The following is a 24,067-nucleotide window of genomic DNA, read 5'->3' on the forward strand; positions in this document are numbered from 1 at the left end:
GGTTCACACAGGAGCCCAAGCCGATGAATCGTCGCACCCTGTTAAAAAGCGCCACCCTGGCGGCCGCCATGGCCGCTGTCAGCACCAGCCAAACGAGCCTGGGCGCGACGCGCAGCCCAAAGACCATCCTCGTTATCGGCGCGGGCATCGCCGGCCTGGCAGCGGCCAGTCAATTGGCGGGGCGCGGGCATCAGGTCACGGTACTGGAAGCCCGTACGCGCCTGGGCGGCCGCTTGTGGACCAGCCAGGCCTGGGCTGATGCGCCCGTGGATCTGGGCGCCTCGTGGATTCACCAAATGGACGGCAATCCCCTGACTGCGCTCGCCGACGAGGCCGATGCGCGCTTGATCACCACCTCCTATGACAGTGTCATCGACTACGACGTTAACGGTCGCCCGCTGAGCGCCGCACGGGCCGCGCGCCTGGCCACCCTCAAGGATGAATACCAATGGGCCGTCGACCAGGGTCAACGTCACAGCATCGACCGCTCGCTGCGCAACACGATTGAGAGCGAACTGGACTGGGCCTCCCTCAGCAACGCCGACCAGGAGTTGCTGGCATTTATCACCAACAGTGCGGCCGAGCAGGAATACGCCGGCAGTCGCAACGACTTGTCGACCTACTGGTTTGACAGCCTGGGCGGCTACGATGGCGACGATGCCGTGTTCGCCGAGGGCTACCAGACACTGATCAACTTCCTGGCACGCGGGCTGAAAATCCAACTCGGGCAGACGGTCAGCGCCATTGACTCCAGCACCGCGACGGTCAAGGTCAAAACCAACAGCGGCACCTTCAGTGCCGACCGGGTCATCGTCAGCGTTCCGTTGGGCGTGTTGAAGAAAGGCACGATCCGCTTCACGCCCGCCCTGCCCAGCAAAAAGACCACCGCCATTAACAAACTGGGTATGGGCCATTTCAACAAGTGCTACCTGCGCTTCCCCACCCAGTTCTGGCCGCAGCAAGACTGGCTGGAATACATCCCGCCGCTGTCTCAGCACGGCCAGTGGAGCCAATGGTTGAACCTCGGCCGCCTGACCGGCCAACCGGTGCTGCTGGGATTTAACGCGGGCGACTTTGGCCGGCAGATCGAAGCCTGGAGCGATGCCCAGATCGTTGCCAGCGCCATGGCACGCCTCAGGCTGATCTTTGGTCAGCAGATTCCAGATCCGCTCGGTTTCCAGATCACCCGCTGGAGTCAGGACCCGTTCAGCTATGGCGCCTACTCGTTTAACAAACTGGGGGCCAACCCGGCGATGCGAGATGACCTGGCAGCCCCCGTCGGGAACCGACTGTTTTTTGCCGGCGAGGCCACGCACAAGAACATGTTTGCCACCGTGCACGGTGCCTTACTCTCCGGCCGCCGAGCCGCCACGCAGGCGCAAGCCTGAACAAAGACCGGCCTGTCATCTCAACGTGATGACAGGCCGTTAACGACGTAAAGACTCGCCTAGACTTGCAGCACACCTTATTGGGAGAGGCTCATGCCAAGGCCGTCACTGCGTCACATTGCCCACCTCAGCACTGTTCTCACGGCCGCCCTGGCGGCTTTTGGTCTGGTGATTGCGGTCTGGCAAATTCGTGCAGCTGAATCAAGCCAGCGCGAAGCCTCAGCCCGCGATGCCTACAAGGAATACCTCAAGCTGGCCATCGAAAAACCTGAACTGACCGACCTGCAACTGTCCAGCGCCATGGACCCAGCGGCGCGGAAAGTGGCCCAAGAAAACTTCTTCAGCTTTTACTTATTCAGCGCCGAACAAATCTACGAAACATTCAACACCGACTTAGGCTGGCAGCGCAGCCTGCAAACAGACCTGTGCGGGTTTCATCACGATCTCAATGATCGCTTCGCCGACTGGCAATGGCATCAACATGAACCTGACTTTGCGCAGTTTGCCCAGGAAACCCTTGAGAACTGCCCAAAGGTAGCAATCGATAAAAACTAATGGGGTTCACCACTGCACCTGCAACAAAACTTCAATAGCGTGAACCCACCTAACACGGCAATCTGCATGGATATCCACACAGCAAGAGCCACCATGCGAACCCTCACCACCCTCACCGGCAACAGCCAGAAACTCGATGGCGGCGCCATGTTTGGCAATGCGCCGAAAGCGCTATGGCAGCGCTGGATGAAAGCGGACGAACTGAACCGGATCGACCTCGGCTGCCGCGCCCTACTGGTACAAGAAGAGGCGCGCAACATCCTCATCGAAACCGGTATCGGTGCGTTTTTCAGCCCGGAATTGAAGCAGCGTTTCGGCGTACAGGAAACGCGTCACGTACTGCTCGACAGCCTGGCCGCTGCTGGCCTGAGTGATGCCGATATCGATATCGTAGTGCTCACCCACCTGCACTTTGACCATGCCGGCGGTTTGCTCGCCGCCTGGGAAGAAGGCCAACCGGCACGCCTGCTGTTCCCCAATGCGCAGTTCATCACGGGCCGCCGTCAGTGGCAGCGGGCCTGCCAGCCGCACGCCCGCGACCGCGCTTCCTACATTCCGGAGTTGTTGGCCTTGCTGGAGGACAGCGGCCGCCTGCAGCTGATCGACGAAACCGAGCACTGTGAACTGCTTGGCGCGGACTGGCGCTTGCACTGGAGCGATGGCCATACACCCGGGCAACTGCTGCCGGAAGTGGCCATGCCTGAGGGGCCGGTGGTGTTCCCCGGCGACCTGATCCCAGGCGCGCCGTGGGTGCACCTGCCCATCACCATGGGCTACGACCGTTTTCCAGAGGGGCTGATCGAAGAGAAAGAAGCCCTGCTCGCCGACCTGTTCGCCCGCAACGGCCGACTGGTATTCACCCACGACCCTGATACGGCCATGGGCCGCATCAGCCGTGATGACAACGGACGCTATGCGGTGCAGCAGGTCACTGAGCAGGTTTGCCAGCTGAGTGATTGATGCCTAAAGGCCGCCGCTGACACCCAGGCTAATGCCCATTGCAGTGGCCAGGGACAACGGTAATAGCAAGGTGTCGAGTAAGGCGCTGACCGGCAGATCGGCCGCCGGATATGCCGGGGCCTCGGCGCCGAAACGGTCCGTGGCACAACAGCCGCCTTGCAGCGCATACAGGTTCAGCCGTGTGCCGGCGTACACCACGGGCGCATCGGGCTTGGCCGCATCCAGGGTGCGCACGGTGGCACAACCGCTCAGCGCCAGGCTCACGCACAGCCCCACAAGCGCAAGTCGCAACCATTTAGTCATCGGGGCTGATCTGATGGTGCTCACCCCAACGCGGCAGCATGTCTTGGGGAATGTTCAGGCAGTTGAGAATCCGCGCCACGACAAAATCGATCAGGTCATCGATGGTTTGCGGCTGATGATAAAAGCCCGGCGCCGCCGGCAGAATGGTCGCACCCATGTTCGACAGTTTGAGCATGTTATCCAGATGGATGCTGGAGAACGGTGCCTCGCGCGGCACCAGAATCAACTGACGCCGCTCTTTGAGGGCCACGTCGGCGGCACGTTCAATCAGGTTGTTGCACGCACCATGAGCAATCGCCGAGAGCGAGCCGGTGCTGCACGGCACCACCACCATCGCGGTCGGAGCCCCAGAGCCAGAGGCCGCCGGGGCCATCCAGTCTTCTTTACCAAAGACGCGAATCTGCCCCGGCGCGGCGCCGGTGTACTCGCTCAAGAATGCCTGCATGGCCTGCGGTTTGCTCGGCAGGCTGACATCGGTTTCAGTGGCCATCACCAGCTGCGCGGCCTTGGAAATCAGAAAGTGCACCTCGCGCTCTTCCTGCACCAGGCAGTCGAGCAGGCGCAGGCCGTACTGAGCGCCAGAAGCGCCGGTCATGGCCAGGGTGATTCTCTCAGGTCCAGACATTTATGCCTCCAGGGCCGCAGCCAGCTTGCCATGCAAACCGCCAAAACCGCCGTTGCTCATCACCACCACCTGAGTACCCGGCGCGGCTTCAGCCTTGACCCCGGCGATGATCGCCTCCAGGGAATCGCACACCTGCGTCGGCACCGTCGAGGCGGCGACCGTGCCGGCCAAGTCCCAGCCCAGGTTTGGCGGCGCGTACCAGTACACCGAGTCCGCCTGCACCACGGATTCCGGCAGGCCATCACGGTGCGCGCCGAGTTTCATCGAGTTGGAGCGCGGCTCGACGATGGCAATCAGTTTGGCGTCGCCGATGCGTTTGCGCAGGCCATCCAGGGTGGTGGCAATTGCCGTCGGGTGATGCGCGAAGTCATCGAAAATGGTCACGCCGTTGACCTCGGCCACCTTCTCCATGCGCCGCTTGGCGTTGATAAAGCCGCACAGCGCGGCGATGCCCAGCTCCGGCACCACGCCGACATGCCGCGCCGCCGCCAGCACGGCCAAGGCATTGGCGACGTTGTGCTGGCCGGTCAGCTGCCAGTCCACGGTGCCGGCAACCTTGCCCGCGAAACTCACCTCGAAGCGCGAGCCGTCGGCGCTGAGCAGACGCGCCTGCCATTGGCCACCTTCGCCGGTGGTTTGCACCGGGGTCCAGCAACCCATCTCGATCACCCGCTTGAGTGCCGGTTCGGTGGTCGGATGAATGATCAGGCCGTCGCCTGGAATGGTGCGCACCAGATGGTGGAACTGCCGCTCGATTGCTGCCAGATCCGGGAAGATGTCCGCATGATCGAACTCCAGGTTATTCAGGATGGCGGTGCGCGGGCGGTAATGGACGAACTTGCTGCGTTTGTCGAAGAAGGCGCTGTCGTACTCGTCGGCTTCCACCACAAAGAACGGCGTGCCGCCCAGGCGCGCGGAGATGCCGAAGTTCTGCGGCACGCCGCCAATCAAAAAGCCCGGGCTCATGCCCGCATGTTCCAGCACCCAGGCGAGCATGCTCGAACTGCTGGTTTTGCCGTGGGTGCCGGCCACCGCCATCACCCAACGGCCCTGCAACACATGGTCGGCCAGCCACTGCGGGCCACTCACGTAGGGCAGACCTTTGTTCAGCACATATTCCACCGCCGGGTTACCGCGCGACAGCGCGTTACCGACCACCACCAGATCCGGCGCGGGGTCGAGTTGTGCGGCGTCATAGCCTTGAGTCAGTTCGATGCCCTGCGCTTCCAGCTGGGTGCTCATGGGCGGGTAGACGTTGGCGTCGGAACCGGTTACGCGGTGGCCGAGTTCCTTGGCCAAGACGGCCAGCGAGCCCATAAACGTGCCGCAGATGCCGAGAATATGGATATGCATGATGTACCTTGAAGGCGGGTCAGAACCTGGAAACAGGCCGGATAAAAACTCGCCGCAGATTATCACAGCCTCCCCGCCCATTTGCGCAGGTTGGATCGGGCGGTGATCCGTTGCGGTGCGCAGTTGCAGCGCCCAAGCGCGTACCCGACCTTGTTGGGCTTCGCTGCGCTCAACACCAACCTACGCTTCTAGCCTCGTCGGGCAATCCCGTGTTTGCGCAGTTTGCGGTACAGGGTGTTGCGGCTGATGCCGAGCTGTTCGGCGCTGCGGCTCATCTGCCAGTGCTGCGCCTCTAGGACCGCGAGCAGCGCCTGGCGTTCGGCATCGCCCAGCTGATCGGGTTTGGCCGTAGGCAACAACACCTGCGCAGGACGGGCATGGCGGATCTCGGCGGGCAGATCAGCGTGGCTGATGAGGCCGTTTTCACACAAGGCGCACAGGGTGCGCAACACATTGCGCAGCTGGCGCACATTACCCGGCCAGGAATAGCCGAGCAGCGCCTCGCGGGCGGCATCATCGAGCCGCACGGCTTGTCCGCGTGTTTCTTCGGCGAGGAGGAAATCCAGCAGCGCCAACTGGTCGCTGCGCTCACGCAAAGGCGGCAACTCGATCACCAGACCATTGAGGCGATAGAACAGGTCCTGGCGAAACTCGCCGCTCACCACCCGCTCGTTGAGGTCGCGGTGACTGGCGCTGATCACCCGCACATCGATGGCCTGCGCCTCACCGCCAATCGGCTCGACACGACGCTCTTCCAGCACCCGCAGCAAACGGGTTTGCAGCGCCAGCGGCATGTCACCGATTTCATCAAGAAACAACGTGCCGCCATCGGCCTGCTGCAACTTGCCGCGCATGCCTTCCTTGCGCGCACCAGTGAAGCTGCCGCCGCGATAACCGAACAGCTCGCTCTCGATCAGGCTCTCGGGAATCGCCGCGCAATTCAGCGCGACAAAGGGCTTGCCGCCACGCGAGCTGACCTGATGCAGGGCCTTGGCGAAGGCCTCTTTGCCGGTGCCGGTTTCGCCACCGATCAGCAGCGGCACGTCACGCTCATACACCCGCAGCGCCCGGCGAAAATCACTCTGCAGGCCCACATCGGCCAGGCACAAACCCGGTGCTGCCAGCGCCGTGGCTGCCAGGGCCTGAGCACTGCTCCGGGGCTGGCCGCGCAACATGGCAAACAACAACTGACCACGCTGGGTGTACAACGGCCAACTGGCATTGGGCTGCGCCGAGGCGCGACCGAGCAGATCATCCAGACGGCAGTCGAACACCTCGACCAAGGTGCGCCCGAGCAGTTGCTGCCGCGACAGGCCGAGCAGGTTGATCGCGCTCTGGTTCACCGCGCTCACCCGGCCATCGCCATCGAAAGCCAGCAACCCTTCGCTGAACTGACCGATGTATTCGGCCTGAGCATGAAAACGCAGCAGCCACTCGCCTTCATAGCTGCGCAGAAAATGACAACCCTCGATGGCCTTGGCCGACAGGTTGACCAGCGCCATGGTGTGGAACTGGCTCTGCCGCGATACGTCATGCCGCGCCGAGGACACATCCAGCACCGCCAGCAACTCGCCATGCGGATCAAACACCGGGCTGGCCGAGCAGGTCAGGCCGGTATGCCGGCTGCGGAAATGTTCATTCTGGTGAATGGTCAGCGGCTGGCGCTCAACCAAGCAGGTGCCGATGCCGTTGGTGCCTTCACAGGCCTCGCTCCAGTCGGCTCCAAGCCACAGGCCGGCTTGCTCGAAGGTGCGCTTTTCCGCCTGCTCGGTGACGCAATTGAGGATCACACCACGGGCATCGGTCAGCAACACGGCATGACCGGAGCAGGCTAACTGGCGGTGCAGGCTGTTCATCTCGTTGCTGGAAATCTCCAGCACCTGTTGCAGCTGTTCGCGCCGCTCGAGCATGCGCGCGTGTTCGATGACAGCGGGCGGCATGTTCTGCGCCGGGTCGAGGTGGTGCTGCTGCAGGCAGCGCAGCCAGGAGCGCGCCACCGAAGAATCAGCAGCCGGGCCGGCGTGTTGCCCACGCCCTTGGGCCACGGTCAGCACCTGCTGGGCGTGGCGGCTTGCAGGGTTGTGCATTGTTATTGTTCTCCGCGGTGGAGTTGCACGTGATGACCGAGCATCTACCAGCTTCCTGGGCAATGCAAGATGCACTGACCAGTAAGTCACCCCGCTGTATCACCCCTGGTACAGCCTGTCACGCAGGTTGTACCAAGGCCGATACACCGCGCCTGGCGCAACCGCCCGGCACATACAACGCAACCGCTCTAAACCGGACATCACGCACGCCTGGCCCAGCCCTTGCTCTGTGTCTATTCAAGCGCCACTGCGCGCCTCTCGCTGCATCACCAGAACAAGCATAAGAACCAGGAGATATTCAGCATGCGTTACGCCCATCCCGGCACCGAAGGTGCCCTCGTTTCGTTCAAATCCCGTTACGGCAACTACATCGGCGGCGAGTTTGTCGCACCGGTCAAAGGCCAGTACTTCACCAACACCTCACCGGTGAATGGCCTGCCGATTGCCGAGTTCCCGCGCTCCACCTCCGAGGATATCGACAAGGCGCTGGACGCCGCCCATGCCGCCGCCGACGCCTGGGGCCGCACCTCAGCGCAGGAACGCTCACTGACCCTGCTGAAGATCGCCGACCGCATCGAAGCCAATCTGGAAGTGCTGGCCATCACCGAAACCTGGGACAACGGTAAAGCCGTACGCGAAACCCTGAATGCCGATATTCCCCTGGCCGCCGACCACTTCCGCTACTTCGCTGGCTGCCTGCGCGCCCAGGAAGGTTCTGCTGCCGAGATCGACGGCAACACCGTGGCCTATCACATCCACGAGCCGCTGGGCGTGGTCGGGCAGATCATTCCGTGGAACTTCCCACTGCTGATGGCCGCCTGGAAGCTCGCCCCGGCCCTGGCCGCCGGCAACTGCGTGGTATTAAAGCCAGCCGAGCAAACGCCGCTGGGCATCAGCGTACTGATGGAGCTGATCGGCGACCTGCTGCCGCCGGGCGTGCTCAACGTGGTGCAGGGCTTTGGTAAAGAGGCCGGCGAAGCCTTGGCCACCAGCAAGCGCATCGCCAAGATTGCCTTCACCGGTTCTACCCCGGTGGGTGCGCACATCATGAAATGTGCCGCTGAAAACATCATACCGAGCACCGTGGAGCTGGGCGGCAAATCGCCAAACATCTTCTTCGAAGACATCATGCAGGCCGAGCCGAGCTTTATCGAAAAAGCCGCCGAAGGCCTGGTGCTGGCCTTCTTCAACCAGGGCGAGGTGTGCACCTGCCCATCGCGCGCGCTGGTGCAGGAATCGATCTACCCGGCCTTTATGAAAGAGGTGATGAAGAAGGTCGAGCAGATCAAACGCGGCGACCCGCTGGACACCGACACCATGGTCGGCGCGCAAGCCTCCGAGCAACAGTTCGACAAGATCTTGAGCTACCTGGAAATCGCCAAGCAGGAAGGGGCTGAGTTGCTCACCGGCGGCGCGGTGGAAAAACTCAGCGGCACCCTGGACGGCGGCTATTACATCCAGCCGACCCTGCTCAAGGGCCACAACAAGATGCGCGTGTTCCAGGAAGAAATCTTCGGCCCGGTGGTCAGCGTCACCACCTTCAAGGACGAAGCCGAAGCCCTGGCAATTGCCAACGACACCGAGTTCGGCCTCGGCGCCGGCCTGTGGACCCGCGACATCAACCGCGCCTACCGCATGGGCCGGGCGATCAAAGCCGGTCGCGTGTGGACCAACTGCTACCACCTCTACCCCGCCCATGCTGCCTTCGGCGGCTACAAGAAGTCCGGCGTCGGCCGCGAAACCCACAAGATGATGCTCGACCACTATCAGCAGACGAAAAACCTGCTGGTCAGCTACGACATCAATCCGCTGGGGTTCTTCTGACGCACGCAGGCATTGGCAGCGAAAACGCCTCCTGCTTAGCTAAAAGCGTCATTCGCCGTGCCAGCCGTAACATCCTGTTGCAGCTGGCATAGGCGTTGCGTAGATCCGCAAGACTCTTGGTCTATTCCACTACTTAGGGCGGGTACTCATGACTACAACAACGACACTCAAACCTACACTCGGCACCCTGCATCTATGGGGTATTGCCGTCGGCCTGGTGATTTCCGGTGAATATTTCGGCTGGAGTTACGGCTGGGGCAGCGCTGGCACACTGGGCTTTCTCGTCACCACGCTGATGGTGGCGGCGATGTACACCTGTTTTATCTTCAGCTTTACCGAACTGACCACGGCCATTCCTCACGCGGGCGGCCCGTTCGCTTACAGCCGCAGGGCCTTTGGTGAAAAAGGCGGGCTGATTGCCGGGCTGGCTACCCTGATCGAGTTCGTCTTTGCGCCACCGGCGATTGCCATGGCCATCGGTGCGTACCTCAACGTGCAGTTTCCGGGGCTCGACCCCAAACTCGCCGCAGTCGGGGCTTACGCCGTCTTTATGACCCTGAACATCCTCGGCGTGAGCATTGCCGCGACCTTCGAGCTGATCGTCACCGTGCTCGCGGTGGGTGAGCTCCTTGTGTTTATGGGCGTGGTTGCACCGGGCTTCAGCTTCAGCAACTTCGCGCTGAACGGCTGGTCTGGCTCCGACACCTTCAGCACAGCCTCGATTGCCGGAATGTTCGCGGCGATTCCGTTTGCCATCTGGTTTTTCCTCGCCATCGAAGGCGCGGCCATGGCCGCCGAAGAAGCCAAAGACCCGAAACGCACCATTCCGCGCGCGTATGTCAGCGGCATCCTGACCCTGGTATTCCTGGCCATCGGCGTGATGATCATGGCTGGCGGCGTCGGCGACTGGCGTCAACTGTCGAACATCAATGACCCGCTGCCGCAAGCGATGAAGGCGGTGGTCGGTGACAACTCCGGCTGGCTACACATGCTGGTGTGGATCGGCCTGTTCGGCCTGGTGGCGAGCTTCCACGGCATCATTCTCGGCTACTCGCGACAGTTCTTCGCCCTGGCGCGCGCCGGTTACCTGCCTGCCGGGCTGGCCAAGCTGAACCGTTTCCAGACACCGCACCGGGCCATCCTGGCGGGTGGCGCAATCGGTATCGCCGCAATCTACAGCGATGGCCTGATCAACCTGCAGGGCATGAGCCTGACGGCGGCAATGATCACCATGGCCGTATTCGGCGCCATCGTCATGTACATCATGAGCATGCTCAGCCTGTTCAAATTGCGCAAAACCGAGCCAAACTTGGAGCGCAGCTTCCGCGCGCCGGGCTATCCGATTGTTCCAGGCATCGCCCTTGCATTGGCCCTGGTCTGCCTGGTGGCTATGGCCTGGTTCAACCCGGTTATTGGCCTGGTCTTCGTAGGCTTTATGGCTGTCGGTTTTATCTACTTCCAACTGACCCACAAGCAGCGCTCCGAAGCACCGGCTGACGCCATGCTAACCGGCGTTTAAGATGCACCGCTGTCGTGCTAAAGCTCGACAGCGGCCCCATTCAGGTGCACATGCTGAACGGCATGTGCACCTCAGCAGTAACCAGCCGGATCAGGAGCCTATCGACAGATGACCGGTTTCTCTCATAGCGTCGGCACTCAGACGTACCGTTTTGACAGCCTCGCCGAGGTCATGGCCAAGGCCAGTCCGGCGCGCTCCGGCGACTATCTCGCGGGTGTTGCTGCCAGCAATGCCGGTGAGCGGGTCGCGGCGCAAATGGCCCTGGCTGATATTCCACTCAAACACTTCCTCAATGAGGCACTGATTCCCTACGAGGCTGATGAGCTCACCCGGCTGATCATCGACAGCCATGACCTGGCGGCCTTCGCCCCGGTCAGCCACCTGACGGTCGGTGGCTTCCGCGACTGGCTGCTCGACGACAGCGCCGATGAAGCCAGCCTGCGCGCCCTCGCCCCCGGACTGACGCCAGAAATGGCGGCAGCGGTATCGAAGATCATGCGCGTGCAGGACTTGGTGCTAGTGGCGCAGAAAATCCGTGTGGTCAGCCGTTTTCGCAACACTGTCGGCCTGCGCGGGCGTATGTCCACCCGCCTGCAACCGAATCACCCGACCGATGAGCCGGCCGGCATTGCCGCGAGCATTCTCGACGGCCTGCTGTACGGCAACGGCGACGCCATGATCGGCATCAACCCGGCCACCGACAGCATCAGTTCGATCTGCGACATGCTGAAGATGCTCGACGGCATCATCCAGCGTTATGAAATCCCCACCCAGGCCTGCGTGCTGACCCACGTCACCACCTCAATCGAGGCGATCAACCGGGGCGTGCCACTGGACCTGGTGTTTCAGTCAATTGCCGGCACCGAGGCGGCCAACGCCAGCTTTGGCGTCAGCCTGAAGATCCTGCAGGAAGGCTATGACGCCGGCCTGAGCCTCAACCGTGGCACCCTCGGCAACAACCTCATGTACTTTGAAACCGGCCAAGGCAGCGCACTGTCCGCCGGTGCCCACCATGGCCTCGACCAACAGACCTGCGAGACCCGTGCCTACGCGGTGGCCCGCCACTTCAAACCGTTTCTGGTGAACACCGTGGTCGGTTTTATCGGCCCGGAGTACCTTTATAACGGCAAGCAGATCATCCGCGCCGGCCTGGAAGACCACTTCTGCGGCAAGTTGCTGGGCCTGCCGATGGGCTGCGACATCTGCTACACCAATCACGCAGAAGCCGACCAGGACGACATGGACGTGCTGCTCACGCTGCTCGGCGTGGCCGGAATCAACTTCATCATGGGCATCCCCGGCTCAGACGACGTGATGCTCAACTACCAGACCACCTCCTTCCATGACGCGCTGTATGCCCGGCAGAGCCTGGGATTAAAGCCGGCGCCCGAGTTCGAAGGCTGGTTGCAGCGCATGGGCATTTTCACCCAGGCCGATGGCCGTCCGCGTATGGGTAACAGCCTGCCGCCGGCGTTTCGCCAGGCCCTGGCGCAGCTTGGTTAATCAAGGAGCCGCTTATGTACGATGACAGCCCCCTCAGCGGCGCCAGCGAAAATCCCTGGCAGCAACTGCGCAACCTAACCCCTGCGCGCATCGCGCTCGGCCGTGCCGGCACCAGCATGCCGACCCATGCACAGCTGGATTTTCAGTACGCCCACGCCCAGGCCCGCGATGCCGTGCACCTACCGTTTGATCACGCCACGCTGGCTGCCAACCTGGCTCACCAGCATCGGCAGAGCTTGCTGCTGCACAGCGCCGCCAAGGACCGCGACACCTACCTGCAACGCCCGGACCTGGGTCGACGCCTGAGTCACGAGTCCGCAGAACTGCTGGACCAGCACCGGGAGAACAACCCGGATGGTTATGACCTGGCCATCGTCGTCGCCGACGGCCTCTCCGCGCTGGCCGTGCATCGCAATGCCCTGCCGATGATTGAGCGCATCGAAGAAAACGCCGCAACTGAAGGCTGGCGCGTATCTCCTATCGCGCTGGTCAACCAGGGGCGCGTCGCAATAGCCGATGAAGTGGCCGAACGGCTTGGTGCTCGTATGGTGGTGATTCTGATCGGCGAGCGTCCCGGTCTGAGTTCACCGGACAGCCTGGGTTTGTACTTCACGTATGCGCCACGGGTAGGCCTGACCGATGCATACCGCAACTGCATTTCCAACGTCCGCCTGGAGGGGCTGAGCTATGCCATGGCCAGTCACCGCCTGTTCTACCTGATGCGCGAAGCCTGCCGCCGCCAACTATCAGGAGTCAACTTGAAGGATGAAGCCGAAGTTCCCGTGCTGAATGGCGGCGCCGCACGCGACAACTTCCTACTCGGTTAGCCCGGTTTTATCGGGCGTAGCAGGCAAACACCTGTTTGGATTGCACTTTCAAACTGCTTTAGGCAGCATCGTGGGCGTTTACAGGCAGCGCGGCCGTGTTGCCAAAGCCATCCACATGACTGAAGTCGAGGCTCACCATGCGCATTGTCCAAGCGACCCTGGAGCATCTGGATCAACTCACGCCACTGTTCGTCAATTACCGCGAACACTTCGGCCAGTTGCCTTACCCTGAATCCTCGCGCAAATTTCTGGAAAAACGCATCAGCCGCAAGGAGTCCGTGATCTACCTGGCCATGCCAGACGATGACGACAAAATCCTTGGCTTTTGCCAGCTTTATTCAAGCTTTTCGTCGCTGTCGCTCAAGCGCGTATGGATCCTCAACGACATCTATGTCTGCCAGGACGCGCGCCGTCAGCTGGTGGCAGACCGCCTGATTCAAACGGCCAAGCAGATGGCCAAAGAGACCCATGCCGTGCGTCTGCGCGTGGCCTCCAGCATCGACAACAGCGTTGCGCACAAACTCTATGAATCCATCGGTTTCAAAGAAGACACCGAGTTCAAAAGTTTTGTCCTGCCGATCACCGAAGACTTCACCGCGCCCTAAGCCGCCCCCAGCCAGCGCTGCAGCATGCAGCGCTGATCAGCCGTTCAGGCTCAGCCATAGACCAATGCCCAGGTGTGCCAGTAACAGACCAAGCACAATCAGGCGCCAGGGCGAGCGGTCACGCCCTGTGTGCAGCCTCGGTTCGCGCTGCGTCAGCAACGGCTGACGCAGCGCCAGCTCGAACTCCGACAAGGCTTCAAAACGCGCCTCCGGCCTGGGCGCCAATGCCCGCGCCAGCACACCATCCCAGCCCACCGGTAGCTGCACACTGAACGACGCCAGCGCTACATAGCGGCTATTGCCGTCGACATCCGCCCGCGCCACGTCCGGCCAACGTCCACAGAACAACCAGTACGCCAGCGCAGCCAGGGCGAACTGGTCAGCACGCCCATCCAGGGCTTGCCCGCTACGGACCTCAGGTGCCAGCGGCACGGCCTCAACCGGCAGCGCCTGCCGTGGAACACCTGGAATCAGCGCGGCATGTTCGGGCAACAGCAGCACCCGACCGCCGTCATTCACCAGAATATTGCGCGGATCCAGCCACAGCCCCTGCATGCCACGCCGCTGCAACCCGCGCACCGCCGCGATCAACTGCTCAAGCAAGGCCAACAGCGTCAAGCCATCGACCGGACCATGCGCGGCCATCCAGTCGACCAGGCTGCGCATGCCACTGGCAGGCGGCTCCAGCAGCACAAAGGCATGCTCACGCGGCTGATGCGATGACAGTACGTGCGGCAGGCTGCTCACCAGGCTGCGCCGCAGCACCCATTCGCGCTGCCAGAAGACCTCATCGGCCGCCTGCTCGGCCAGCCAAAGCAGTGCCTCCCGGCCACAGGGGTCGGTGACGCGGAACAACCGTCCCGGTGGGCCAAACGGGCATGCTGAGAGCAGCACCCAGCCATCCAGTTGCACACCGGGTTGCGCATGCTGCACGGCAGGCCAGTGCGCGCGTGCAGTCTTTACCGCCGCCTGCTCAGCGGCGCCCGGCTGCAGCAAAACCGCCGCCCCAGGCGCCTGTAGCAAGGGCGTGAGCAGCGTTTGCAGGGCCGGCGTATCGAGTTCTGCATCAAGTCCGCGCCAGCCTTGCAAATCGGCCACATCCAGCAACGGCTGCGGGGCCATCAGCACTCGCTCGCCTGCACTCAGAAGCAGGTGATGCTGCACCAGTGCCAGCTCGGCCTGAGTCCCCAACTGCAACCCCTCACGTCCCATCAGGCGGGTCAACGCCGTGTGCTGAAAACGCTGCAGGCCAATAGACCCCGCCTGGAAGAACTGCGCCTCTGCACCCTGGACCAGTAGCAGCCCAGCATGCAGTTGAGCCGTGCTACGCCCGGCCTGACGCTGACGAAACAGCTGCTGATTGAGCGCCGCCAGCACCTGGCGTGCCGCCTGAGCTTCGCTCCAGCCTGCGGGAGTGCTGTAAAAGTCCGCCAGCAGCCCATCAAGACAGGCCTCCAGCGTACGCACCACATCAGTGCAGTCACGCGCCCAGAGCAGCGCGATCACCAGCAGCGGCGCACGCCCTTCACGCCCTGGCAGCCAGGTCGCGCGAGCACGTGCAGCCTGGCCGGGCAGGTCAAGACCGTTGCCGCAGAGCAGCTTGATGGCGGGATGATGCAGACGCTCGATCGACATTGGCAGCCCTCCCGGGTCGTATACCCTGAGGTCACTGCAGCCTTTGTGCCGACTTGCCCAGCGCCGCAGCCCGGCTTAAGGTGGGGACACCCTAGCGTTCGAGCCGAGTCCATGTGGTCGTTCCGTGCCTGGCGTCGCCAGCGCATCCTTGCCCGTCACCCTATCAGCCCCGCGCGATGGCAGGCCGTGTTGCAGCGCTTACCCATCCTCGACGGCCTGAATGAACACGAACAGCAGCGCCTGCGCGAGCGCGCCGTACTGTTTCTGCATCACAAACACCTCAGTGCCCTGCCCGGCGTCGAACTGGACGGCCATACACGCCTGCTGTTGGCAGTACAGGCCGAACTGCCACTGCTGCACCTGGCCGACCTCAACTGGTATCAGGGCTTCCATGAAATCGTCCTGTATCCGGATGATTTCGTCAGCCCGCAGCGCCACCGCGACGCCAGCGGCGTGGTCCATGAATGGGATGGCGAACACAGCGGTGAGGCCTGGCTGCAAGGCCCAGTGATCCTCGCCTGGCCGGGTGTGTTGGCCAGCGGCCAGTGGGACGGCTACAACCTGGTGATCCACGAACTGGCGCACAAGCTGGACATGCTCAATGGCGACGCCAATGGTCTGCCGCCGCTGCACAGCAATATGGCCATTCAGGACTGGGCCAAGGCCATGCAGAGCGCCTTTGACCAGATGAACGCCGAGCTGGATGCTAACCCCGACACCGAAACCGCCATCGACCCTTACGCCGCCGAAGACCCGGCCGAGTTTTTTGCCGTCACCAGCGAATACTTCTTCAGCGCCCCCGACCTGCTCGCCGGTGCCTTCCCGGCGGTGTACGCGCAGCTGGCGCTGTTCTATCGACAGGACCCACTGGCGCGCCTGGAACAGTTGCAGGCCAGCAACCCGGACTATCAGGTCAGAACCGAAGACCATGAGTTCGCGACCAATGGCTAGGCATCCCGGCGTAGCAACGCTTGGGGAATATGCCTATAATCGCGCCACTTTTTTGGCCCACCCCTCGGGAGTCGCCCCATGAGCTACAGCAAGATCCCGGCTGGTAAAGACCTGCCGAACGACATCTACGTCGCCATCGAGATCCCAGCCAATCACGCGCCGATCAAATACGAAATCGACCACGACAGCGATTGCCTGATGGTCGACCGTTTCATGGCCACCCCGATGTTCTACCCGGCCAACTACGGTTTTATCCCGCACACCCTGGCGGACGACGGTGACCCCCTCGACGTGCTGGTCGTGACGCCGTACCCAGTGGCTCCTGGCTCAGTCATCCGCGCCCGTCCAGTTGGCGTACTGCTGATGAGCGACGAAGCCGGCGGCGATGCCAAGCTGGTTGCCGTACCGCATGACAAACTCACCGTGCTGTACAAAGATGTACAGGAATACACCGACCTGCCCGCTCTGCTGATCGAGCAGATCAAGCACTTCTTCGAGAACTACAAAGATCTGGAGAAGGGCAAGTGGGTCAAGGTTGAAGGTTGGGCTGGCGCCGACGAGGCCCGCAACCTGATTAACAAGGCGGTCGCGGCTTACCAAAAATAAGTCGGGACTCCCCCCTAAAAGCCGGCCACAAGCCGGCTTTTTTATTGCCTATGCCCCCCGAAAATAAGAATTAAAAATCAGAAGCAGCCTGCAACCCACAGCTCAACCCACAAGCTCGCATAATCATTCTCATAATGAGGCGCAGAACTTCATCGCCGTGAGCGCGGACGTGTTTGATGTTGAGGGTGCCGCCGTTAACGCCACAGCTCGGTACTTCGATCAATTTTTGATAGCCGTTGACGGGCGTGTAAACCCTAGCAATAACGCCGTCAAGGCACAGACCAACAGTGTAAGGCCCAGCGCCTGCCCCCAGGCAGCCAGAGTCAAGCCGGCGCCAATCACCACGTAATACAACAAGCCAAACAGTGCACCTGCTGTGCCAAGGCGGTCGCGATAAGCAATCAGCGCCGCCCCGAGCACATTGGGAATAGCCATGCCGAAAGCCACCACCACCAACAACATCGGCAGAACGAACAACCAGCGGTCCTGCAGCACTATAACCAGAATGCTGCCCAACAACGCCACGGCACCAGCAGCTAGGACCAGTTGTTCACTGTTCACTCCGCGCTTGAGCAACCCTTTGTTCAGCCACGCCCCCAACCCAGACCCCAGCGCCAGTAAAACACCACTGTAGCCGAACTGTTCGGCGGACAAACCCAGCCGCTCGAAGATGAACGGTCCAAGGCTGTAATAACTGAACAGCGCAATGTTAAATACTGCCACCAACCCAACCGAGCGCAACAATGCCCAGTCCTTGAGCATCAGGCGCAGAGTGCCAAACAAAGGCGCAGTAGGCAGCGTGGCTGGACGGGTTTCAGGCAAGGCCCAGAGGCACCAAACCCACAACGCCAGCGCTAGCAACAGCAGGCAGGTGAGCATGCCGCGATAGCCAAAGTAGTGAACCAGGCTTGCCCCAGTGTATAAACCAATCGCAGGGCTAGCCGCCAGGGCAATGCCCATTACCGAAAACACCTGGGCCAGTTCAGCGCCGCTGAAGCGATCACGCAGAACCGTTTGCGTCACCACCGACCCCACTGCCGCACCGAAAGCGGCCAATATCTGAGCTATGAGCAACCCACCAAAGGTGCTGACGCTCAATGCAAGGCAGGAAGCCCAGCCGTATAGGGCAAGCCCCGACAACATTATCGGACGCCGTCCAAAGCGGTCGCACAACCGCCCCCATACCACCACGCCCAGGGCGAATGCGAGAAAATACACGGAAAGAACTTGCCCCGCTGTTTGGGGACTCACAGCAAATACTTGGCCGATATCCGAGAGTGCGGGGCTGTAGAGCGTTTGGGCAATTTGCGGAAACATCAGCAACGCCACCGCCAGCACCAGTAGATTTTTCAGACTCATAGAAAAGGACTCCTAAAGAAACGAGGAGTATTTTAAGTAGCGGCCATCGGCGTATTATCCAAACTTCGACAACTTATCGCTAAAATCGGACAACCTATGGCCTGGCTAGCTGCCGATGCGGATTTCGACCCAGACACGTTCAAGTGTCCGGTCATAGGTATCGGCGCCCTGCTTGGCGAGCATGATTCAGGGATTCACCAACACCAACGCGGCCAATTACTGTTTACCCAACAGGGTTGCACACGCATCAGCCTGGCCCACCAGCTGTGCCTGTTACCTCCGACTCGGGCAGCGTGGATCCCTAGCGGAGTGCCACACCGTGCGGTGATGCAACAGGCCGTCGACTACCGTTCGGTGTATTTGTGCCCGATGCTGGCCAAGCAGTTGCCGGCCCAAGTACGGGTAATAGAAGTCAGCGGATTGCTCCGGGCGGTGTTGGAAGCCATGGCAATGGCCCCTTTCGACACCGATTGGGATCAAGGTAAATATGCGCATTTACTGGGGCTGTGCCTCAGCGAGATCAACGAGGCCCGCGAACAACCGACACGTCTGCCACTGCCCAGAGACAAGCGCCTGGCGCCGTTACTGAATAACCTCGAACAGCTGCCGCCTGAGTTGCAAGAGCTGCAACAACAGGTGGGCGCCAGCGGCAAAACCATCGGTCGCATTTTTCTACGGGAAACCGGCATGGGTTACCAACAATGGCGCCAACAATGGCGGCTGATACGCGCCATTGAGCTGCTCGCTACCGGACGCAGCATTGCCTACTGCGCCTTTGAGCTGGGTTTCGCAAGCGACAGTGTGTTAATCGCCTTCTTCAAGGCCATGACCGGCACCACGCCACGGGGTTACTTCAAGTAAAGGCCGACACCGTATTGGGCATGTTGCCATGCGGCTTCAGCAGTAGATCGTGGCAATCACCACACGCCTCATGCTCAGCAGGACTAGCCCAAAACCTTGGCGTACGACTCTCCTGAACTGCTCAGACGCCCCCTTATAACCTACACCGTGCAGCTCGACGCCAACGAGGCGTATGCAGCCAAAATAGCGTCAAGCATTAATGCGTTTTGCTATCGGCATACAGCCATATTGGCGACAACGCGAAGGTGCTCGCCAGTAACCAAAACGGCTAAATGGCGCTTACCAAAGACCAAGGCGTTGAAATAATGACCGGCTATGCGTATGTGACGGATGTGAACTGGACGGTCGTTGCGCCCCCCCACACGGTTAATCACGACCGGCCAGAAGCGACAGTCACAACAGAGCACCCTGGCACGCAACACATGCCAGGGGGAACAAATGAAGGGGGCCATAAAGCTCACCAAGATTTAAAACAAATAAAATCAATGAATTAGATAGCAAAAAAACCGACTACAAGCCGGCTTTTTCCTTGCCAGTGAGAACTACGAAGGCCGAGCCTGCAGGCACAAAAAAACCCGTCACAAGGACGGGCTTCTGACAACAGACTAACCAGCCTAGTGCGTGCGGGCGACGGCAAAGCGACTGAGTTCGACCAGCGCGTCGCGGTATGCACTGGCGGGCAAAACATCCAAGCAAGCGACTGCGCGCTCAACATAATTTCGGGCCAGTTGGGCGGTGTAGTCCAGCGCGCCGGCGGCTTCAACGGCATTGCGAATGCTTTCCAGGTCCTCGATACCGCCTTTCTGGATTGCCTGGCGTACCAGCGCCGCCTGCTCGGGCGTGCCTTCGCGCATGGTGTAAATCAGCGGCAGCGTCGGCTTGCCCTCGGCCAGATCGTCGCCAACGTTCTTGCCCAGGGTGCTGGCGTCACCACGATAGTCGAGCAGGTCATCGACCAACTGGAAGGCTACGCCCAGGTGATCGCCGAAAGTACGCAAGGCTTCGGTCTGCTGCGCGTTAGCACCGGCAAGGGCAGCAGCGCTATGGGTCGAGGCCTCGAAGAGCATGGCCGTCTTGCCACGGATGACGTCCATATAAGTTTCTTCGGTGGTGCTGGCGTCGCGAATCTTCGACAACTGCAGCACTTCGCCTTCGGCAATCACACGAGTGGCTTTCGAGAGTATCTGCATCACGGGCATGGAGCCCAACTCGACCATCATTTCAAACGAGCGCGAATACAGAAAGTCGCCGACCAGTACGCTCGGTGCATTGCCCCACTGAGCGTTGGCTGTGCTGCGGCCACGGCGCATGTCGGACATGTCGACTACATCGTCGTGCAGCAAGGTGGCGGTGTGCAAAAACTCAATAGTGGCGGCCAGCAGGCGCAGATTGTCACCTTCAACCCCCAGAGCTTTACCACTGAGCAAAACCAGCAATGGACGCAGGCGTTTGCCACCTGCGGAGATAATATAGTCGCCGATCTTTTCTACCAGCGGTACGCGCGACACCAACTGGGCGCGAATGATACCGTCGACAGCGGTGAAGTCATCCGCCACCACGCGATAGAAAGCCTGGGGTTGCATCGCTTACACCTGCTACTCATGGGATGCGCGGCATGCTAGGGGGCAGGCTGGGGGCTGTCAAGGCAAGTGGCTGGAGCCCTTGCGCCGCTCGATCAGCTTGCGTACAATCGCGCACCCTGAACTTCCCCCTGGGTATTTCCCTGCCTTACGCAATTGCAAGGGTGTCCTTCCGGCCCCAAGCAGCCATGCCAGCCGACACTTACACCTATAAAGCGCTGGGTGAGCAGGATTAACGGAGATTTACCATGTACGCAGTAATTGTTACTGGTGGCAAGCAATACAAAGTCACCGAAGGCGAATTCCTCAAGGTCGAAAAACTCGAGCTGGCCACTGGCGCAGCCGTGACGTTTGACCGTGTTCTGCTGGTCGGCAATGGCGACGACGTAAAAATCGGCGCGCCGGTTGTTGAAGGTGCCAAGGTTGTTGCTGAAGTGATCGCTCAAGGTCGTCACGACAAGGTCACCATCATCAAGTTCCGCCGTCGTAAGCACCACATGAAGCGCCAGGGCCACCGTCAATGGTACACCGAGATCAAAATCACCGGTATCCAGGCCTGATTCGTTTCGGTCTGATCCCTTTATAGGAGTATTGAACTCATGGCACACAAAAAAGCTGGCGGTAGTACCCGCAACGGTCGCGACTCAGAAGCCAAACGACTTGGCGTGAAGATGTATGGCGGCCAGGCTATCAAAGCAGGCAACATCATCGTGCGTCAGCGCGGCACCCAATTCCACGCTGGTTACGGCGTTGGCATGGGTAAAGATCACACCCTCTTCGCGAAAATCGAAGGCGTGATCAAGTTTGAAGTAAAGGGCGAGTTCAATCGCCGTTACGTGAGCGTCGTTGCGGCTTAATTGCGCGACTGCTGGGAAAGCCCCGTCCTTGTGACGGGGCTTTTTTATTGGTTCGCCATCCATGGTGGCTATCCGGCGGATCGTTGCGCGTGACGTCAGAAAACGCTCCGGGCGTTTTTTGTTTCGGTATTCTTGGGGTTCTTGCCAAACTGTCCTGGGTGTTAGCGTTCGATTTGAATGCAGGTCAATTTTGCAAGAACCTAGTGTTTCTCGGTTTAGATGACCCGCGTGATAGCGGGAGGCGTAGAAATGAAATTCGTCGATGAAGTATCGATTTATGTAAAGGCTGGCGACGGCGGTAACGGCATGATGGCTTTTCGGCGGGAAAAGTTCATCGAGAAAGGTGGCCCTAACGGCGGGGATGGTGGCGACGGTGGCTCGGTGTACATCGAGGCTGTCGAGAACTTCAATACCTTGGTCGATTACCGCTATACCCGTCGCTTCCAGGCGCAGAATGGCGAGAAGGGCGGCAGCACCGACTGCACGGGCGCCAAGGGTGAGGACCTGATCCTGCCGGTGCCGATTGGCACTACGGTGATTGATGCCAGTACCCAGGAAGTGATTGGCGACCTGACTCGCGCCGGCCAGCGCCTGCTGGTGGCGCAGGGTGGTTGGCACGGGCTGGGCAATACCCGCTTCAAGTCCAGTACCAACCGAGCGCCGCGGCAAACCACGCCAGGCAAACCGGGCGAGGCACGTGATCTCAAGCTGGAGTTGAAGGTGCTGGCCGATGTCGGCCTGCTGGGTCTGCCGAATGCCGGCAAGAGCACCTTTATCCGCTCGGTCTCGGCGGCCAAGCCGAAAGTGGCGGACTACCCATTCACCACTCTGGTGCCGAACCTGGGTGTGGTCAGCGTGGATCGCTACAAGAACTTTGTCATCGCTGACATTCCGGGGCTGATTGAAGGGGCATCCGATGGCGCAGGGCTGGGGATTCGTTTCCTCAAGCATCTGTCGCGTACGCGTTTGCTGCTGCATCTGGTCGACATGGCGCCATTGGACCTGACCGATCCGGCCGAGTCGGCAGCCACCATTATCACCGAGCTGACCAAGTTCAGCCCGGCACTGGCCGAGCGTGAGCGCTGGCTGGTGCTGAACAAGGCTGACCAGATCCTCGATGAAGAGCAGGAAGCACGGATTGCAGAAATCGTTGCGCGCATCGAGTGGATGGGGCCGGTTTATGTTATTTCCGCCCTCGCCCGCCAGGGCACTGAAAAGCTCTGTTATGACATCATGGACTTCCTTGAGGCGCGTGCTGAGCGCATCCAGGAAAACCCGGAATACGCTGCTGAACTGGCCGAACTGGACACGCGCATCGAAGACGAAGCGCGCGCTCAGTTGCAGGCGCTGGATGACAAGCGCGCGCTGCGTCGATCGGGCGTGCGTGCAGTGGATGACGTCGAGGAAGATGACAGCTTCTGGGATGAAGAAGATGCCGATGATGGCCCGGAAATCATTTACGTCCGGGATTAAGCAACTATTCAAACGCCGCTTAATTGCGGCGTTTTTGTAATCACAGTTGGCTGCTGGGGTTGGAAGATCATGCGTGACAAGGTAACCGGCGCACAGCGCTGGGTGGTGAAGATTGGCAGTGCGTTGCTGACGGCCGATGGCCGTGGTCTGGACCGTGCAGCCATGGCGGTATGGGTCAAGCAGATGGTCGCGCTACGTGAGCAGGGCGTCGAGTTGGTGTTGGTGTCCTCCGGCGCAGTGGCGGCGGGAATGAGCAAGCTGGGCTGGAGCGCACGACCGAGCGCCATGCATGAGCTACAGGCTGCGGCGGCGATCGGCCAGATGGTCCTGGTTCAGGCTTGGGAATCGAGCTTTGCCGAACACGGCCGGCGCACAGCGCAGATTCTATTGACCCACGACGACCTTTCAGACCGCAAACGCTACCTGAATGCACGCAGCACCTTGCGCACGCTGGTCGATCTGGATGTGGTGCCGGTGATCAACGAAAACGACACCGTGGTCACCGATGAGATCCGCTTTGGCGACAACGACACGCTGGCTGCATTGGTGGCCAACCTGGTCGAGGCTGACCTGCTGGTAATCCTTACCGACCGCGACGGCATGTATAACGCCGACCCACGGCACAACCCCGATGCTGAGCTGATTTTTGAAGCGCGCGCCGATGACCCGGCACTGGATGCTGTCGCCGGCGGTGTCGGCGGTGCGCTGGGGCGTGGCGGCATGCAGACCAAACTCCGCGCAGCACGCCTGGCAGCACGCTCTGGTGCGCACACAGTGATCGTGGGTGGCGCTATTGAGCAGGTGCTGGCGCGACTCAAGGCCGGCGAGCGCCTGGGCACGCTGCTGGCACCTGAACGCGGCATGCTCGCCGCGCGCAAACAGTGGCTGGCCGGCCATCTGCAGACCCGCGGCACCCTGGTGCTCGACGAGGGAGCCGTGCAGGCACTGGCAACCGGTACCAAGAGCCTGCTGCCGGTTGGCGTGAAAACCGTGCAGGGCAGTTTCCGGCGTGGCGAGATGGTGGTGTGCGTAGCCGCGGATGGTCGTGAGATTGCACGCGGTCTGGCCAACTACAGTGCGCTTGAGGCGCAGAAGATCATTGGCCAGCCATCCGATGCCATCGAGAAGCTGCTGGGGTATGTTGACGAACCCGAGTTGGTGCATCGGGATAATTTGATCCTGGTTTGAGGGAAAGC

The 24,067-nt window shown here is 60.9% G+C and carries 22 protein-coding genes; 15 read left to right on the forward strand and 7 right to left on the reverse strand.

What is annotated here, in order from left to right; genetic code table 11:
- Positions 1-23: 23 nt before the first annotated feature.
- From DBR00_RS09195 to DBR00_RS09205, 3 genes are all read left to right on the forward strand, one after another.
- Entirely contained in the window at positions 24-1,388 is a 1,365-nt protein-coding gene (locus DBR00_RS09195; protein WP_108489442.1) for an NAD(P)/FAD-dependent oxidoreductase, read from the forward strand.
- A 93-nt stretch (positions 1,389-1,481) separates the two neighbouring features.
- Positions 1,482-1,943, forward strand: a complete 462-nt coding sequence (locus tag DBR00_RS09200) for a hypothetical protein (protein WP_108489441.1) — start codon at positions 1,482-1,484, stop codon at positions 1,941-1,943.
- Between the two features lie 93 nt (positions 1,944-2,036).
- Entirely contained in the window at positions 2,037-2,903 is an 867-nt protein-coding gene (locus DBR00_RS09205; RefSeq protein WP_108489440.1) for an MBL fold metallo-hydrolase, read from the forward strand.
- Between the two features lie 3 nt (positions 2,904-2,906).
- Here the strand turns inward: DBR00_RS09205 and DBR00_RS09210 are convergent, their stop codons facing one another.
- From DBR00_RS09210 to DBR00_RS09225, 4 genes are all read right to left on the reverse strand, one after another.
- The gene (locus DBR00_RS09210; protein ID WP_108489439.1) at positions 2,907-3,206 is read right to left on the reverse strand and encodes a YceK/YidQ family lipoprotein; all 300 of its coding nucleotides are present in this window, start codon (positions 3,204-3,206) and stop codon (positions 2,907-2,909) included.
- Positions 3,199-3,831, reverse strand: coding sequence for a flavin prenyltransferase UbiX (gene ubiX, locus DBR00_RS09215; protein WP_108489438.1), 633 nt, complete (start codon positions 3,829-3,831; stop codon positions 3,199-3,201). Before ubiX ends, DBR00_RS09210 begins: the two co-directional genes overlap by 8 nt.
- Entirely contained in the window at positions 3,832-5,184 is a 1,353-nt protein-coding gene (mpl, locus tag DBR00_RS09220; RefSeq protein WP_108489437.1) for a UDP-N-acetylmuramate:L-alanyl-gamma-D-glutamyl-meso-diaminopimelate ligase, read from the reverse strand. It lies immediately after the preceding gene.
- A 188-nt stretch (positions 5,185-5,372) separates the two neighbouring features.
- Positions 5,373-7,271 (reverse strand): sigma-54-dependent Fis family transcriptional regulator, encoded by a 1,899-nt coding sequence (locus DBR00_RS09225; protein ID WP_108489436.1) that lies wholly within the window; start codon positions 7,269-7,271, stop codon positions 5,373-5,375.
- 303 nt (positions 7,272-7,574) lie between these two features.
- Here DBR00_RS09225 and DBR00_RS09230 point away from each other — a divergent pair, with 303 nt between their 5' ends.
- From DBR00_RS09230 to DBR00_RS09250, 5 genes are all read left to right on the forward strand, one after another.
- Positions 7,575-9,095, forward strand: a complete 1,521-nt coding sequence (locus DBR00_RS09230; protein ID WP_108489435.1) for an aldehyde dehydrogenase family protein — start codon at positions 7,575-7,577, stop codon at positions 9,093-9,095.
- Positions 9,096-9,243: 148 nt separating this feature from the next.
- Positions 9,244-10,614, forward strand: coding sequence for an ethanolamine permease (gene eat / locus DBR00_RS09235; protein WP_108489434.1), 1,371 nt, complete (start codon positions 9,244-9,246; stop codon positions 10,612-10,614).
- A 108-nt stretch (positions 10,615-10,722) separates the two neighbouring features.
- Positions 10,723-12,117 (forward strand): ethanolamine ammonia-lyase subunit EutB, encoded by a 1,395-nt coding sequence (locus tag DBR00_RS09240; RefSeq protein ID WP_108489433.1) that lies wholly within the window; start codon positions 10,723-10,725, stop codon positions 12,115-12,117.
- Positions 12,118-12,131: 14 nt separating this feature from the next.
- Complete coding sequence (eutC, locus tag DBR00_RS09245; RefSeq protein ID WP_108489432.1) at positions 12,132-12,944, forward strand: ethanolamine ammonia-lyase subunit EutC; 813 nt, start codon at positions 12,132-12,134, stop codon at positions 12,942-12,944.
- A gap of 137 nt (positions 12,945-13,081) precedes the next feature.
- Complete coding sequence (locus DBR00_RS09250) at positions 13,082-13,549, forward strand: GNAT family N-acetyltransferase (protein ID WP_108489431.1); 468 nt, start codon at positions 13,082-13,084, stop codon at positions 13,547-13,549.
- A 36-nt stretch (positions 13,550-13,585) separates the two neighbouring features.
- Here the strand turns inward: DBR00_RS09250 and DBR00_RS09255 are convergent, their stop codons facing one another.
- The gene (locus tag DBR00_RS09255; RefSeq protein WP_108538043.1) at positions 13,586-15,184 is read right to left on the reverse strand and encodes a protein kinase; all 1,599 of its coding nucleotides are present in this window, start codon (positions 15,182-15,184) and stop codon (positions 13,586-13,588) included.
- 111 nt (positions 15,185-15,295) lie between these two features.
- Here DBR00_RS09255 and DBR00_RS09260 point away from each other — a divergent pair, with 111 nt between their 5' ends.
- Positions 15,296-16,135, forward strand: a complete 840-nt coding sequence (locus DBR00_RS09260) for a zinc-dependent peptidase (RefSeq protein ID WP_108487966.1) — start codon at positions 15,296-15,298, stop codon at positions 16,133-16,135.
- A 78-nt stretch (positions 16,136-16,213) separates the two neighbouring features.
- Positions 16,214-16,741, forward strand: coding sequence for an inorganic diphosphatase (gene ppa / locus DBR00_RS09265; RefSeq protein WP_108487967.1), 528 nt, complete (start codon positions 16,214-16,216; stop codon positions 16,739-16,741).
- Between the two features lie 219 nt (positions 16,742-16,960).
- Here the strand turns inward: ppa and DBR00_RS09270 are convergent, their stop codons facing one another.
- Positions 16,961-18,100 (reverse strand): MFS transporter, encoded by a 1,140-nt coding sequence (locus tag DBR00_RS09270; RefSeq protein ID WP_108487968.1) that lies wholly within the window; start codon positions 18,098-18,100, stop codon positions 16,961-16,963.
- A 96-nt stretch (positions 18,101-18,196) separates the two neighbouring features.
- On the opposite strand from DBR00_RS09270, the gene DBR00_RS09275 reads away from it, so the two are divergent.
- A complete protein-coding gene (locus tag DBR00_RS09275) occupies positions 18,197-18,961 on the forward strand; it encodes a helix-turn-helix transcriptional regulator (protein WP_108487969.1) in 765 nt (254 codons plus the stop codon).
- Between the two features lie 614 nt (positions 18,962-19,575).
- Here DBR00_RS09275 and DBR00_RS09280 read toward each other — a convergent pair.
- Positions 19,576-20,544: a polyprenyl synthetase family protein gene (locus tag DBR00_RS09280; RefSeq protein ID WP_108487970.1), complete on the reverse strand. Its 969-nt coding sequence runs from the start codon at positions 20,542-20,544 to the stop codon at positions 19,576-19,578.
- A gap of 245 nt (positions 20,545-20,789) precedes the next feature.
- Here DBR00_RS09280 and rplU point away from each other — a divergent pair, with 245 nt between their 5' ends.
- The 4 genes from rplU (at position 20,790) to proB (ending at position 24,059) form a co-directional block, all read left to right on the forward strand.
- Positions 20,790-21,101: a 50S ribosomal protein L21 gene (gene rplU / locus DBR00_RS09290; RefSeq protein WP_108487971.1), complete on the forward strand. Its 312-nt coding sequence runs from the start codon at positions 20,790-20,792 to the stop codon at positions 21,099-21,101.
- A gap of 39 nt (positions 21,102-21,140) precedes the next feature.
- On the forward strand, positions 21,141-21,398 hold the full coding sequence (gene rpmA / locus DBR00_RS09295) for a 50S ribosomal protein L27 (protein ID WP_108487972.1): 258 nt from the start codon (positions 21,141-21,143) through the stop codon (positions 21,396-21,398).
- 249 nt (positions 21,399-21,647) lie between these two features.
- On the forward strand, positions 21,648-22,871 hold the full coding sequence (gene cgtA / locus DBR00_RS09300; protein WP_108487973.1) for an Obg family GTPase CgtA: 1,224 nt from the start codon (positions 21,648-21,650) through the stop codon (positions 22,869-22,871).
- Between the two features lie 69 nt (positions 22,872-22,940).
- On the forward strand, positions 22,941-24,059 hold the full coding sequence (gene proB, locus DBR00_RS09305; protein ID WP_108487974.1) for a glutamate 5-kinase: 1,119 nt from the start codon (positions 22,941-22,943) through the stop codon (positions 24,057-24,059).
- Positions 24,060-24,067 lie beyond the last annotated feature (8 nt).

This window comes from Pseudomonas sp. HMWF032 (genome assembly GCF_003060885.1).
In the GTDB taxonomy this organism is placed as follows: Bacteria; Pseudomonadota; Gammaproteobacteria; order Pseudomonadales; family Pseudomonadaceae; genus Aquipseudomonas.

Excerpts from the sequence above, each read along its gene's own strand:
- DBR00_RS09195 (WP_108489442.1), top strand. The coding sequence starts at position 24 with ATGAATCGTCGCACCCTGTTAAAAAGCGCCACCCTGGCGGCCGCCATG.
- DBR00_RS09200 (WP_108489441.1), top strand. The coding sequence starts at position 1,482 with ATGCCAAGGCCGTCACTGCGTCACATTGCCCACCTCAGCACTGTTCTC.
- DBR00_RS09205 (WP_108489440.1), top strand. The coding sequence starts at position 2,037 with ATGCGAACCCTCACCACCCTCACCGGCAACAGCCAGAAACTCGATGGC.
- DBR00_RS09210 (WP_108489439.1), bottom strand. The coding sequence starts at position 3,206 with ATGACTAAATGGTTGCGACTTGCGCTTGTGGGGCTGTGCGTGAGCCTG.
- ubiX (WP_108489438.1), bottom strand. The coding sequence starts at position 3,831 with ATGTCTGGACCTGAGAGAATCACCCTGGCCATGACCGGCGCTTCTGGC.
- mpl (WP_108489437.1), bottom strand. The coding sequence starts at position 5,184 with ATGCATATCCATATTCTCGGCATCTGCGGCACGTTTATGGGCTCGCTG.
- DBR00_RS09225 (WP_108489436.1), bottom strand. The coding sequence starts at position 7,271 with ATGCACAACCCTGCAAGCCGCCACGCCCAGCAGGTGCTGACCGTGGCC.
- DBR00_RS09230 (WP_108489435.1), top strand. The coding sequence starts at position 7,575 with ATGCGTTACGCCCATCCCGGCACCGAAGGTGCCCTCGTTTCGTTCAAA.
- eat (WP_108489434.1), top strand. The coding sequence starts at position 9,244 with ATGACTACAACAACGACACTCAAACCTACACTCGGCACCCTGCATCTA.
- DBR00_RS09240 (WP_108489433.1), top strand. The coding sequence starts at position 10,723 with ATGACCGGTTTCTCTCATAGCGTCGGCACTCAGACGTACCGTTTTGAC.
- eutC (WP_108489432.1), top strand. The coding sequence starts at position 12,132 with ATGTACGATGACAGCCCCCTCAGCGGCGCCAGCGAAAATCCCTGGCAG.
- DBR00_RS09250 (WP_108489431.1), top strand. The coding sequence starts at position 13,082 with ATGCGCATTGTCCAAGCGACCCTGGAGCATCTGGATCAACTCACGCCA.
- DBR00_RS09255 (WP_108538043.1), bottom strand. The coding sequence starts at position 15,184 with ATGTCGATCGAGCGTCTGCATCATCCCGCCATCAAGCTGCTCTGCGGC.
- DBR00_RS09260 (WP_108487966.1), top strand. The coding sequence starts at position 15,296 with ATGTGGTCGTTCCGTGCCTGGCGTCGCCAGCGCATCCTTGCCCGTCAC.
- ppa (WP_108487967.1), top strand. The coding sequence starts at position 16,214 with ATGAGCTACAGCAAGATCCCGGCTGGTAAAGACCTGCCGAACGACATC.
- DBR00_RS09270 (WP_108487968.1), bottom strand. The coding sequence starts at position 18,100 with ATGAGTCTGAAAAATCTACTGGTGCTGGCGGTGGCGTTGCTGATGTTT.
- DBR00_RS09275 (WP_108487969.1), top strand. The coding sequence starts at position 18,197 with ATGGCCTGGCTAGCTGCCGATGCGGATTTCGACCCAGACACGTTCAAG.
- DBR00_RS09280 (WP_108487970.1), bottom strand. The coding sequence starts at position 20,544 with ATGCAACCCCAGGCTTTCTATCGCGTGGTGGCGGATGACTTCACCGCT.
- rplU (WP_108487971.1), top strand. The coding sequence starts at position 20,790 with ATGTACGCAGTAATTGTTACTGGTGGCAAGCAATACAAAGTCACCGAA.
- rpmA (WP_108487972.1), top strand. The coding sequence starts at position 21,141 with ATGGCACACAAAAAAGCTGGCGGTAGTACCCGCAACGGTCGCGACTCA.
- cgtA (WP_108487973.1), top strand. The coding sequence starts at position 21,648 with ATGAAATTCGTCGATGAAGTATCGATTTATGTAAAGGCTGGCGACGGC.
- proB (WP_108487974.1), top strand. The coding sequence starts at position 22,941 with ATGCGTGACAAGGTAACCGGCGCACAGCGCTGGGTGGTGAAGATTGGC.